Annotated in this window: 10 protein-coding genes and 2 pseudogenes; 8 read left to right on the top strand and 4 right to left on the bottom strand. The window is 73.3% G+C overall.

The window, feature by feature from the left end; translation table 11 throughout:
• Positions 1-116: 116 nt before the first annotated feature.
• Positions 117-833 (bottom strand): hypothetical protein, encoded by a 717-nt coding sequence (locus ACSLTV_RS02235; protein ID WP_432134892.1) that lies wholly within the window; start codon positions 831-833, stop codon positions 117-119.
• A gap of 182 nt (positions 834-1015) precedes the next feature.
• On the opposite strand from ACSLTV_RS02235, the gene trpS reads away from it, so the two are divergent.
• On the top strand, positions 1016-2026 hold the full coding sequence (gene trpS / locus ACSLTV_RS02230) for a tryptophan--tRNA ligase (protein WP_432135023.1): 1011 nt from the start codon (positions 1016-1018) through the stop codon (positions 2024-2026).
• A 111-nt stretch (positions 2027-2137) separates the two neighbouring features.
• Positions 2138-2722: a 2'-5' RNA ligase family protein gene (locus tag ACSLTV_RS02225; protein ID WP_432134891.1), complete on the top strand. Its 585-nt coding sequence runs from the start codon at positions 2138-2140 to the stop codon at positions 2720-2722.
• A gap of 16 nt (positions 2723-2738) precedes the next feature.
• Here ACSLTV_RS02225 and ACSLTV_RS02220 read toward each other — a convergent pair whose 3' ends face one another.
• Entirely contained in the window at positions 2739-3494 is a 756-nt protein-coding gene (locus ACSLTV_RS02220; RefSeq protein WP_432134890.1) for a decaprenylphospho-beta-D-erythro-pentofuranosid-2-ulose 2-reductase, read from the bottom strand.
• A 64-nt stretch (positions 3495-3558) separates the two neighbouring features.
• Positions 3559-4914, bottom strand: coding sequence for an FAD-binding protein (locus ACSLTV_RS02215; protein WP_435611519.1), 1356 nt, complete (start codon positions 4912-4914; stop codon positions 3559-3561).
• Positions 4915-5047: 133 nt separating this feature from the next.
• Between ACSLTV_RS02215 and ACSLTV_RS02210 the strand changes: the two are divergent.
• The 4 genes and pseudogenes from ACSLTV_RS02210 to ACSLTV_RS02195 all read left to right on the top strand — a co-directional run.
• Positions 5048-5584 (top strand): annotated as a pseudogene (locus tag ACSLTV_RS02210) (phosphatase PAP2 family protein); the annotation flags it as partial.
• Positions 5585-5987: 403 nt separating this feature from the next.
• Positions 5988-6923 (top strand): decaprenyl-phosphate phosphoribosyltransferase, encoded by a 936-nt coding sequence (locus ACSLTV_RS02205; RefSeq protein ID WP_435611621.1) that lies wholly within the window; start codon positions 5988-5990, stop codon positions 6921-6923.
• A complete protein-coding gene (locus tag ACSLTV_RS02200; protein WP_432155382.1) occupies positions 6920-7390 on the top strand; it encodes a GtrA family protein in 471 nt (156 codons plus the stop codon). Before ACSLTV_RS02205 ends, ACSLTV_RS02200 begins: the two co-directional genes overlap by 4 nt.
• Positions 7378-8238, top strand: a pseudogene (locus ACSLTV_RS02195) (YihY/virulence factor BrkB family protein); the annotation flags it as partial. The gene ACSLTV_RS02200 and the pseudogene ACSLTV_RS02195, both read left to right, overlap by 13 nt.
• 238 nt (positions 8239-8476) lie before the next feature.
• On the opposite strand, the gene ACSLTV_RS02190 reads toward ACSLTV_RS02195, so the two are convergent.
• Positions 8477-9778, bottom strand: coding sequence for a D-alanyl-D-alanine carboxypeptidase family protein (locus tag ACSLTV_RS02190; protein ID WP_435611620.1), 1302 nt, complete (start codon positions 9776-9778; stop codon positions 8477-8479).
• A 103-nt stretch (positions 9779-9881) separates the two neighbouring features.
• Here ACSLTV_RS02190 and ACSLTV_RS02185 point away from each other — a divergent pair, with 103 nt between their 5' ends.
• Together ACSLTV_RS02185 and ACSLTV_RS02180 are read left to right on the top strand one after the other, a co-directional pair.
• Positions 9882-10121 carry an SCO4848 family membrane protein gene (locus tag ACSLTV_RS02185; RefSeq protein ID WP_432155379.1) on the top strand — a complete coding sequence of 80 codons (240 nt, stop codon included), beginning with the start codon at positions 9882-9884 and terminating at the stop codon, positions 10119-10121.
• Between the two features lie 111 nt (positions 10122-10232).
• Positions 10233-11714: a metallophosphoesterase gene (locus tag ACSLTV_RS02180; RefSeq protein WP_435611619.1), complete on the top strand. Its 1482-nt coding sequence runs from the start codon at positions 10233-10235 to the stop codon at positions 11712-11714.
• Positions 11715-11723: the final 9 nt, after the last annotated feature.

The following is an 11723-nucleotide window of genomic DNA, read 5'->3' as shown; positions in this document are numbered from 1 at the left end:
CACCGGCCCCGGTCACCAACCCTGGCCACCGATCCCGGATACCGATCCCGGCCCCGGACCCTGGCCACCGATCCCGGCCACCGATCCCGGCCACCGATCCGGGTCACCGGCCCGGATCAGAGGTCGATCAGCTCCTGTCGCGGTTCACCGTGCGGCGGTCCCGAGTCCCGCAGGAGTGCCGCACGGCGGATCAGCGCCGTGCCCGCGGCGCCGAGCAGCACACCCACCGCCAGCCCGGGCACGGCCCACCGCAGCGCGCCCGTGCGCCCGGACCCGGTCTGCGCCGTCGGCCGCGCCCGCTCCGCGCCCAGCAGCCCCGACCGCTCCAGCCGGTCGAAGGCCGCACGGGACGCCCGGTGCCAGCGGATGTCGTCGTCCGCCACCTCCGGCGCGGGATCCGACCGCACCCACGGGGTGCCGTCCTCGGCCAGGAACACCTGGTCCTGCCGCTCCAGCGCCACGTCACCACCCGGCGGCCGGCTGGTCCGCGGCCACCCCCCGACCCCGGTCAGCCCCCACACCACCGTCGCCCGGACCGCGGGGTAGCGACCCTCGTCCCACGCCCGTGACACCGGCGTCGTCCCCGTGTACGTGGGCTGCAGCAGCTGCCACAGCCGCGTGAAATCCGGTTCGCCGGACCGCAGGGTCGTCGTCCGGCCCGTGTCACCCCGCGTCACCACCGCCACATCGGGGGCGTCCGGCTGGGGCGGCCGTGCGACCGCCTCGCCCGCAGGCAGCCCCAGCAGCGCCGAGCCGGCCACCAGCGCCACCACCGTGCCCGGCACGAGCCCCCTGCCCCGCGCCCGCACCGGCCCCCGTCGTCTCCCGCTCATACCCGTTCCTCCCCTGGACCCCCCGGCACCCGCCATGCTCTTGTTACACCGCCGGGGGCGGATCGGTTCCCGCCTGTTTCCGGCCAGTTCCGGATCGGCCGCCGCGACCTGAGAGAATGAGGACCATGGCCTCTGACCGCCCACCCGTCGCCCACCACCACCCTCAGGGGAATGGCTCCGCCATGCAGCGTCGTCCGAGAGTGCTCTCCGGAATCCAGCCCACCGCAGGCTCCTTCCACCTCGGCAACTACCTCGGCGCCGTCCGTCAGTGGGTGGCGCTGCAGGAGACCCACGACGCGTTCTACATGGTCGTCGACCTGCACGCGATCACGGTCCCGCAGGACCCGAAGGAGCTGCGCGCCAACACCCGGCTGGCCGCGGCCCAGCTGCTCGCGGCCGGCCTCGACCCCGAGCGCTGCACCCTCTTCGTCCAGAGCCATGTGCCCGAGCACGCCCAGCTCGGCTGGGTGATGAACTGCCTCACCGGCTTCGGCGAGGCGTCCCGCATGACCCAGTTCAAGGACAAGTCCGCCAGGCAGGGCGCCGACCGGGCCTCCGTCGGCCTGTTCACGTACCCGATCCTGCAGGTCGCGGACATCCTGCTGTACCAGGCGCACGAGGTACCGGTCGGCGAGGACCAGCGCCAGCACATCGAGCTGACCCGCGACCTCGCCGAGCGGTTCAACGGCCGGTTCGGCGAGACCTTCACGATCCCGAAGCCGTACATCCTCAGGGAGACGGCGAAGATCTACGACCTCCAGGACCCGGCGATCAAGATGAGCAAGTCGGCATCCACGCCGAAGGGTCTCATCAACCTCCTGGACGAGCCGAAGACGACGGCCAAGAAGGTCAAGAGCGCGGTCACCGACACCGACACGGTCATCCGCTACGACGTCGAGCACAAACCCGGCATCTCCAACCTGCTCACCATCCACTCCACGCTCACCGGCAAGTCGATCGCCGAGCTGGAGCGGGAGTACGAGGGCAAGATGTACGGCGCGCTCAAGACCGACCTGGCTCAGATCATGGTCGACTTCGTGACGCCGTTCCGCGAGCGCACCCAGCAGTACCTGGACGACCCCGAGACGCTCGACTCGATCCTCGCCAAGGGCGCGGAGAAGGCGCGCGCCGTCGCCGCGGAGACGCTCGCGCAGGCGTACGACCGGGTCGGTTTCCTGCCCGCGAAGCACTGAGCCGTAGAGCACACGGCCACCGCCGCCCAACACGGCGGCGGTGGCCGTACAGTCGATAACTGACACCACCCGGCAGTGCCCCTGCCGGGCAGCCCGAGACAGGGAGACGACGTGGGGACCGTAACGATCGGCGTGTCGATCGCGGTCCCGGAGCCTCACGGCAGCCTGCTCCAGGAGCGGCGCGCGGGCTTCGGCGACGCCGCGGCTCACGGCATCCCGACGCATGTCACGCTGCTGCCGCCGACCGAGGTCGACCGGAGCGGCCTGCCGGCCGTCGAGGCGCATCTGACCCGGGTCGCCGGTGCCGGGCGGCCCTTCCCGATGCGGCTGAGCGGCACCGGCACCTTCCGGCCGCTGTCCCCGGTGGTCTTCGTGCGGGTCGTCGAGGGCGGCGAGGAGTGCGCCCGGCTGCAGCAGCAGATCCGCGACGCCTCCGGTCCCGTGGCCCGCGACCTGCTGTTCCCCTACCACCCGCACGTCACCGTGGCGCACGGCATCGACGACGCCGCCATGGACCGGGCCCACGCGGAACTCGCCGACTACGAGGCCGACTGGTCCTGCACCGGCTTCGCCCTCTACGAGCAGGGCCCCGACGGCGTCTGGCGCAAGCTGCGCGAGTACGCCTTCGGCGGTTCGGTCGTGCCGCCGCAGGCGTCCGCGCCGGTCGAGCGGCAGGACACCCTGCCCGCCCACTGAGCCCCCGCCGGACCACTCACAGCGGCAGCCGGCGGAACACCCCGCGCGGCAGGTGCCGCAGCGCGGACATCACCACGCGCAGCACCCCCGGCACCCACACCGTCTCCGAGCGGCGCCGCAGCCCCAGCTCGATCGCCGTCGCCACCGCCTCGGGCGTCGTCGCGAGCGGCGCCTCGGGCAGCCCGGCGGTCATCCGCGACCGCACGAACCCGGGCCGTACGACCATGACGTGCACGCCTGTGCCCTGCAGAGCGTCGCCGAGGCCCTGGGCGAAGGCGTCCAGGCCGGCCTTGCTGGAGCCGTAGATGAAGTTCGCCCGGCGGGCCCGCTCACCGGCGACGGAGGACAGGACGACCAGGGAGCCGTGGCCCTGCGCCTGGAGCGCGCGGGCGCACACCAGACCGGCCGAGACCGCCCCGGTGTAGTTGGTCTGCGCCACGCGCGCGGCGGCGACCGGCTCACGCTCGTCGTGCGCCTGGTCGCCGAGGACGCCGAACGCCAGCAGCACCAGATCGATGTCGCCCTCGGCGAAGACCTTGCCGAGCGCCGCCTCGTGCGCCGCGGGGTCGAGCGCGTCGAAGCCGACGGTGTGCACGTCGGCGCCGAGCGCGCGCAGTTCGTCGGCGGCCTCGTCCCGGGCGGGGGAGGGGCGGCCGGCCAGCCACACCGTGCGCGTGCGGCGCGCGATCAGCAGGCGCGCCGTGGCCAGGGCGATCTCCGACGTACCGCCTAGGACGAGCAGGGACTGGGGGAGACCGAAGGCGTCCTTCACTGCAGCTCCTTACGAGTGAACCGGGTGGGCGGGACCGTTCGCCCTGGACCTGCCGCCCGGGCCGCTACAGCCCCAGCCGGCGGGCCAGGTCGGAGACGAACACCCCGCGCGGGTCGAGCTCGGCGCGCAGGGCGCGGAACTCCTCCAGGCGCGGGTACATCGCGGCGAGCAGGTCCGGCCGCAGCCGGGAGTCCTTGGCCAGGTAGACCCGGCCGCCGGCTCCGGCCACCTCCTCGTCCAGCTCGTCGAGCAGGGCCCCGAGGCCGGGCAGGCCGGCCGGGATGTCCAGGGCGAGCGTCCAGCCGGGGCGCGGGAAGGACAGCCAGCCGGGATCGGCGTCGCCGAACCGCTTGAGCACGGCCAGGAAGGACGGGCAGCGGTGGACGGCGATCCGGGCCACGATCCGGCGCAGCGCCTCCTCCTGGCCGTACCCGACGACGAACTGGTACTGCACGAAGCCGCCCCGGCCGTAGACCCGGTTCCAATGCGGCACGCCGTCCAGGGGGTGGAAGAACGCGGAGATCCGCTGCAGCTCGCCGGTCCGCGCCCGGGGCGCCCCGCGGTACCAGAGGTCGTTGAAGAGGCCAACGGTGCGGCGGGTGAGCAGGCCGTCCGGCAGGAAGGCCGGGGCCGCGGGCAGCCGGCCGGGACGGAACGCCAGCGGGTCACGGCGCGCGCGCATACCCGCGGGCAGGGCGGCCAGGGGCGCGTGGTCCCCCCGGGTGAGCACCGCGCGCCCGGTGGCCGCCCCGCGCGCGAGGAGGTCGATCCAGGCCACCGAGTAGCGGTAGCGGTCGTCCGTGGCGGTCAGCCGGGCCATCAGGTCGTCCAGATCGGCGGCACGCTCGGTGTCGACCGACATCAGGGACGTCTCGACCGGCTGCAGCTCGACCGTCGCGGTGAGGATCACCCCCGTCAGGCCCATCCCGCCCGCCGTCGCGTCGAACAGGGGGGTGCCCGCGCGGACGGTACGGATGGTGCCGTCCGCCGTCAGCAGCTCCATGGAGCGCACATGACGGGCGAAGGAGCCGGAGACGTGGTGGTTCTTGCCGTGGATGTCCGCGCCGATCGCACCGCCGACGGTGACGTAGCGGGTGCCGGGGGTCACCGGCACGAACCAGCCGAGCGGCAGCAGCACCTCCATCAGGCGGTGCAGGGAGACGCCCGCGCCGCACAGGACCGACCCGTCGTCGGCGTCGATGGCGTGGATCCGGTCCAGGCCGGTCATGTCCAGCACGTCGCCGCCCGCGTTCTGCGCCGCGTCCCCGTAGGCCCGGCCCAGGCCCCTCGGGATGCTCCCGCGGGCCCCGCAGTCCCGGACGGCCGCCACGGCCTCCTCGTACGTCCTGGGGCGGACCAGACGGGCGACGGACGGGGCGGTGCGGCCCCAACCGGTGACGGAAGCGGTCTCGGCAGACATGCCGGTGACCGTATCGCGCGCTGTGCGGCGCTTTGTCCGTGCCACAGGGAGCGCTCCCCGAAATGGGTGATTAATGGGATGTCGCTCAATATTGCCGGTGTTCCGGTGGGCCCGGCATGAACAGTGAGTCCACATGGACACGAAGGAAGAGTTGGGCGGGAAGGGCGGCAGGAGGACGCGACGCGGCGTCGATCGCCGGCTCCTCGCCGTGCTCCGCGCCCGCGGCGCCGACCCGGGCGTCGCCGGTGCCGCACGCGCCCTGTCCTGGGCGGGTGAGCACGGGGCGCTGTGGCTCGCGGCGGGGCTGGCCGGGGCCGCCGTGGACGGCGCGCGGCGCGGCGCGTGGTTGCGCGCGACAGCGCTCACCGCGAGCGCGCACGCTGTGAGCATGGGCGTGAAAAGGGTCGTGCGCCGCCCGCGCCCGGCGCACGTCGAGCCCTTGGTGCGCACCGCCGGCCGGCACTCCTTCCCGAGCTCCCACGCCACCTCCGCCGCGGCCGCCGCCGTCGCCTACGGCGCGCTCGGCGCGTACGCCGTCTCGCCGCTCGCCGCAGCGATGTGCCTCTCCCGGCTGGTGGTGGGCGTGCACTACCCGTCGGACGTCGCGGCGGGCGCGGCCCTCGGGGCGCTCGCGGCTTGTGCGGGGGCGCGTTGGGTGAGGCAGGGGGCCGCGGGTGGGGCAGTGGGCCGAAGGGGGTCGGTGATGCCCGTGGGGCGGTCGATGACTCCGATGGTGACTTCGGTGGTGACTCCGGCGATGACTCCGGTGCTGCTGGGGGGCGCACATGTCTGAAGCGGCGCGCCTCGACAACACACCGCGCTTCATCGATACGGCACACGCCGGGGGCACGACGTCGACTGCGAGCCCGGCGCGCACCACCGAGAACGCGCCCCACGTCACGCCGTCACGCCCCACGGACTCCGAAGCACGCCCCGACGTCCGCCCCACCGGACGTACCGGCACCCACCGCGACTCCCAGCCCGCCCCCCATTTCGACGCCCTTCTTGACTCCCGTCCCGCCCCCCGCCCCGACGTGCACCTCGGCTCCCGCCCCGCCTCCCGCTCCGGCGCGTTGCTCGGACAACGCGCCCGGCGTGCGAGCTCCCCACCCCCGCGCTCCCGTCCGGCCGCGCTCCTCGGCGGGCTGCTGCGGACCGCGCGCCCCAAGCAGTGGGTCAAGAACGTGCTGGTGGTCGCCGCGCCGGCGGCCGCGGGGCGACTGTTCTCCTGGCGGTCGCTGGCCGAACTCACCGCCGTCTTCACGCTGTTCACCGCCTGCGCCGCGGCCGTGTACCTGATCAACGACGCCCGGGACGCGGACGCCGACCGCGCGCACCCCACCAAGCGGCACCGGCCGGTGGCCGCCGGGCAGGTGCCGGTCCCGGTCGCCTACGGCGTCGGCGGGGCCCTCGCCGTCCTCGCGCCGTCGCTCGCCGCATGGCTCACCACCCCGGCCGTCGCCGCGCTGCTGACGGCCTACCTCGGCATGCAGTTGGCGTACTGCATCAGTCTGAAGCACGTCCTGGTCGTCGATCTCGTCGTCGTCACCACCGGTTTCCTGATGCGGGCGATGGTGGGCGGACTGGCTCTGGGCATCCCGTTGTCACGCTGGTTCCTGATCACGACGGGTTTCGGCGCGCTGTTCATGGTGGCGGCGAAGCGGTACTCCGAGGCGCTGCAGATGGCCGGGAAGGCGGGAGCCACGCGCGCGTTGCTGACCGAGTACACCGTCGGCTACCTGCGGTTCGTGTGGCAGCTGGCCGCCGGGGTGGCCGTCCTGGGCTACTGCCTGTGGGCGCTGGAGGAGGGCGGGGTGCCGCACACGAGTGTGCTGCCCTGGCGCCAGCTGTCCATGGTGGCGTTCGTCCTGGCCGTCCTGCGCTACGCCGTCTTCGCCGACCGGGGCACCGCCGGCGAACCCGAGGAGGTCGTCCTGGGCGACCGCGCCCTCGCCCTCATCGGTGTGGCCTGGCTGGCGATGTACGGCCTGGCGGTGGCCAATTGGTGAGCCGCCGCAACGGCCGTGCTGCGACCGCGCGCACGCCGTACTCGCCCGTGACCCGCCGTGAGGTGCTCGGCTTCCTCACCGTCGGTGTCCTCGCCTACGCCGCCGATCTGGCCGTCTTCACCGGGCTGCGCGGCCCCGGTGCCCTGGACCCGCTGACCGCGAAGGCACTGTCGTTCCTCGCCGGCTGCACGGTGGCGTACGCGGGGAACACGCTCGGCACCTACCGGGGCCGCCGGGCCTCCCCCTGGCGGCAGTACCCGGTGTTCTTCGCGGTGAACGCCGCCGGAGTCCTCGTGCAACTGCTCTGTCTGACCGTCAGCCACTACGGACTCGGCCTCACCTCGCAGCGCGCCGACACCGTCTCGGGTCTGGGCGTCGGCATGGCGTTGGCCACGGTCCTGCGGTTCTGGGGTACCCGGACATGGGTCTTCCAGGAGGAGGGCAGAGTCGGATCATGGACTGGCTGAAAGGGCTCCCCGTCATCGGGCCGTACGTCACACGCCTGATGACCACGCACGCGTGGCGGTCGTACGAGCGTCTGGACCGGGTGAAGTGGACGCGGCTGGCCGCCGCCATGACGTTCATCAGCTTCATTTCGCTGTTCCCGCTGCTGACGGTCGCCGCCGCCATCGCCGCGGCCACGCTCAGCGAGGAACAGCAGCAGGACCTCCAGGACCGGATCGCCGACCAGGTCCCCGGCATCTCCGACCAGCTGAACATCGACACCCTGGTCGAGAATGCCGGCACCGTCGGACTCATCGCGGGCGCCGTGCTGCTGTTCACCGGCATCAACTGGGTCGGACAGGTGCGGGAGTGCCTGCGCGCGGTGTGGGAGCTGCCGGACAAGCAGGAGAACCCGTTCCTGCACAAGGCGAAGGACATGGGCGTCCTTGTCGGGCTGGGCGGCGCCGTGCTGGTCACGATCGCCGCCTCCACCGTGGCGTCCTGGGCGGTCGGCCGGATCTCCCAGGGGCTCGGCCTGGACGAACACGGCTGGGGCACCCTGCTGCTCCAGATCGCCGCCTTCACCGTCGCCGTCCTCGCCGACGTCCTGATGCTGCTGTACGTTCTCACCCTGCTGCCGGGCGCGGAACCGCCGCGCCGTCGGCTGGTGGTCGCCGCGCTCCTCGGCGGCATCGGCTTCGAACTGCTGAAGCTGCTGCTCAGCAGCTATCTGCAGGGCGTGGCCACGAAGAGCATGTACGGCGCGTTCGGGGTGCCCGTCGCCCTGCTGCTGTGGATCAACTTCACCTCGAAGCTCGTGCTGTTCTGCGCGTCGTGGACGGCGACCGGGAGCGCCCCGGAGCCGGAACCGGAACCGGAACCGGAATCAGAGCTGGAACCGGGATCGAGCGCGGAACCAGAACCGGAATCTGCCCCGGATCAGCAGCACACCCCGGAACACGCAACCGAACCGGAACCCGGTCGGAAGTCGAAGCGGGAGTCGAAGCCGGATAGCGACACGACCCCGGCATCGCCCCCTGCCCGGGCGACGGCCCCTGCCCCTGGCACCCCTGGCACTGCCCCTGCCCCTGCCCCCGCCCCGAACGACGTCAGTGCCGGCGACGTACCAGATCGGGCAGCGGCCAGCGGCGGTTGACCAGGAAGGCGGCGCCCGCGAGCAGTGCGAGGGCGCCCCCGGCGATGCCCAGCGCGACGCCCATTCCGCTGCCGCCGTCCTCGGAGGCGGCGGCGGCCACCGGAGCACCGGAGGCGTTCCCGGCGCCGCCGGCCTCACCGGCGGCGTCCGCCGCCGCGGTGGCGCTGCCCGCACCCGGCTGCGCGGCGCTCTTCGGCGGCACGAGCTGTCCGACGGGCCGCGCCTTGCCCGCCGCCCGGAAGCCCCAGTCGAGGAGCGCGGCGGTCTCCTTGTAGACCTGGTTGTGCTGCGGCTTCTGCGGGTTCATCACCGTGACCAGCAGCACCTTGCCGTTGCGCTCCGCGACGCCGGTGAAGGTGGCGCCCGCGTTGGTGGTGTTGCCGTTCTTGACGCCCGCGATGCCCTGGTACTGGGTGATGTCGTAGTCGCCCGCCAGCAGCCGGTTGGTGTTCTGGATCTCGAAGGTGCCGCGGGTGGTCTTCCCGGTCTTGTCGTCCTTCTTCGTCTCGCCGGGGAACTTGGCCCGCACCGTCGAGCAGTACTCCCTGAAGTCCTTCTTCTGCATTCCGGAGCGGGCGATCAGCGTCAGGTCGTAGGCGGAGGACACCTGGCCGGGCATGTCGTATCCGTCGGGGGAGACGGCGGTGGTGTCGAGGGCCTGGAGCTCCTCGGCGTGCGCGTTCATCTGCTTCACGGTGTCGGCGACGCCGCCGTTCATCGACGACAGCACGTGCACCGCGTCGTTGCCGGAGCGCAGGAAGACGCCGAGCCACAGGTCGTGGACGGTGTACGTCTCGCCCTCCTTTATGCCGACCAGGCTGGAGCCCTCACCCATGCCCGCCAGGTCCTCGGCCGTCACCTTGTGCTGGGTGGTCTTCGGGAAGCGCGGCAGCACGGTGTCCGCGAACAGCATCTTCAGGGTGCTCGCCGGAGGCAGCCGCCAGTGTGCGTTGTGCGCGGCCAGCACCTCGCCCGACTCGGCGTCGGCGACGATCCAGGAGCGGGCGGTGAGGTCCTTCGGCAGCACCGGCGCGCCGTTCGCGAGGTCCACCTGGGTTCCCGGCTGCCCGAGCCGGGCGCCGCCGACGATGGACATCCGCGCCGGCGGGGTCACCGACGGGCTCGCCGACGGGCTCGTCGACGGGCCGGGTGCGGCGACGGCGGCGGGCGCGGTCAGCGCGAGCGACGCGGCGGACGCGAGACAGACGAGGGCGGCGGAGGTGACCTGCAGGGAACGCCTGCCGGAACGCTTCATGGGTGCGGGCACGACGGAGAACGTACCTGCCGTACGACGGGAAGTCCCACCACCCTCCCCACCCCGGTCCGAGGACCGGAGGCCCGGCGGCGATACTGAACGCATGAAGCTCAGCCGCCCCGTCTCCTGGTTCCTGCTCGCCTTCGGGGTGTGGAGCTGGGTCATCTGGGTCACTTTCGTCAAAAACCTGATCAAGGACAGCAGCGGACAGGCCTTCGACGACGGGCAGCCGACCGCGTTCTTCTGGGTGCACCTGACGCTGGCCGTCGTCTCCTTCGTATTGGGGACGGTCATCGGGGGCATCGGGTTGCGCGGACTGCGCGCGCTGCGCCGGACGTCATAGCCGCACTTCCCGGCCGCACTTCCCGGCCGCACTTCCCGGCCGCACTTCCCGGCCGTGCCGCCCGCCCGCGCCTTCCGGCCGTACCTCCTGTCCGTCTCCGGGGAGAACGCGATGGTCCTGCTGTTCGTGCTGGTCGCCCTGGCCGTGCTGGCCGTCGGGGTGGTGGCCAACTGGTACCTGTGGCGGCGTCTGTTCCGCGACACGACCGCCCGCGGGGGCTGGGTGCGGCGCACCGGCGCGGCGGTGATCGCGGGCGGCTGGGCGGCCGCCGTCGGCGCCCTGGTGGCCGAGCGCGCGGGAGCGCCGTTCTGGCTGCAGCGCACGCTGGCCTGGCCGGGCTTCCTGTGGCTGGCGCTGTCGCTCTACCTGCTGCTGGCGATGATCGCGGGCGAGGTGGTACGGCCCCTGCTGCTGAGGTGGCCCCGCAGCCGCGCGGCGGCTCGCGCGGAGGCCCCCCGCCCGCATCCGGAGCCGGTACCGGCCGACGACCGCACACAGCACCGCGAGCCCCCCACCGAGCCCCCCACCGAACCGCCCACCGAACCCCCCGCCGATCCACCCGCCGGGCCCCCCACCGAACCCCCCGCAGACTCGACACCCTCCGGCGTACCACCGGCCGCGGACCGGGCACGCGACCCGGAGCCCACCCCCGCACCCGGCTCCGAGCCGCCCCCCGCAGGCGACCCCCGATCGCCCTCCGGCGGCGACCCCGCGTCGCCCCCCGCCGACGACTCCGAGCCGACGCGGGAAGCGCCCCCCGCCCCGGCGCCCTCCCGTCGGCTGTTCGTCTCCCGCGTCCTCGCCGGTACGGCGGCCGCCGTCGCCGTCGGCACCGTCGGCTACGGCACGTACGGCGTCCTGCGCGGCCCCAGCGTCAAGCGGGTCACCGTCCCGCTGGCCAAGCTGCCGCGAGCCGCACATGGCTACCGGATCGCGGTGGTCAGCGACATCCACCTCAGCCCGGTCCTCGGCCGCGGGTTCGCCGAGAAGGTCGTCGAGACCGTCAACGCCACCCAGCCCGACCTGATCGCGGTGGTCGGCGACCTGGTCGACGGCAGCGTGAAGGACCTGGGCCCGGCCGCCGCGCCCCTGTCCCGGCTGACGGCACGACACGGCAGCTACTTCGTCACCGGCAACCACGAGTACTTCTCCGGCGCCGAGCAATGGGTCGAGGAGGTACGGCGGCTCGGGCTGCGCCCGCTGGAGAACGACCGTACGGAGATGCCCTGGTTCGACCTGGCCGGCGTCAACGACGTGGCGGGCGAGAGGGAGGGCCGGGGCCCGGACTTCGCCAGGGCGCTCGACGACCGCGACCCGGCACGCGCGTGCGTGCTCCTCGCCCACCAGCCCGTGCAGGTCCACGAGGCGGTCCGCCACGGCGTCGACCTCCAGTTGTCCGGGCACACCCACGGCGGCCAGCTCTGGCCGGGCAACCTCGTCGCCGCCGCCGCGAACCCGACGGTGGCGGGCCTGGAGCGGTACGGCGACACGCAGTTGTACGTCACCCGCGGCGCGGGCGCGTGGGGGCCGCCGACCCGGGTGGGCGCTCCGTCGGACATCACGGTGGTCGAACTGGCTTCACCGCGGGCGTGAGCGCGCGAC

Origin of the sequence: Streptomyces sp. bgisy159, from assembly GCF_965341775.1 — a bacterium.
Lineage (GTDB): Bacteria > Actinomycetota > Actinomycetes > Streptomycetales > Streptomycetaceae > Streptomyces.
This window is presented reverse-complemented; position numbering and strand designations above follow the sequence as displayed.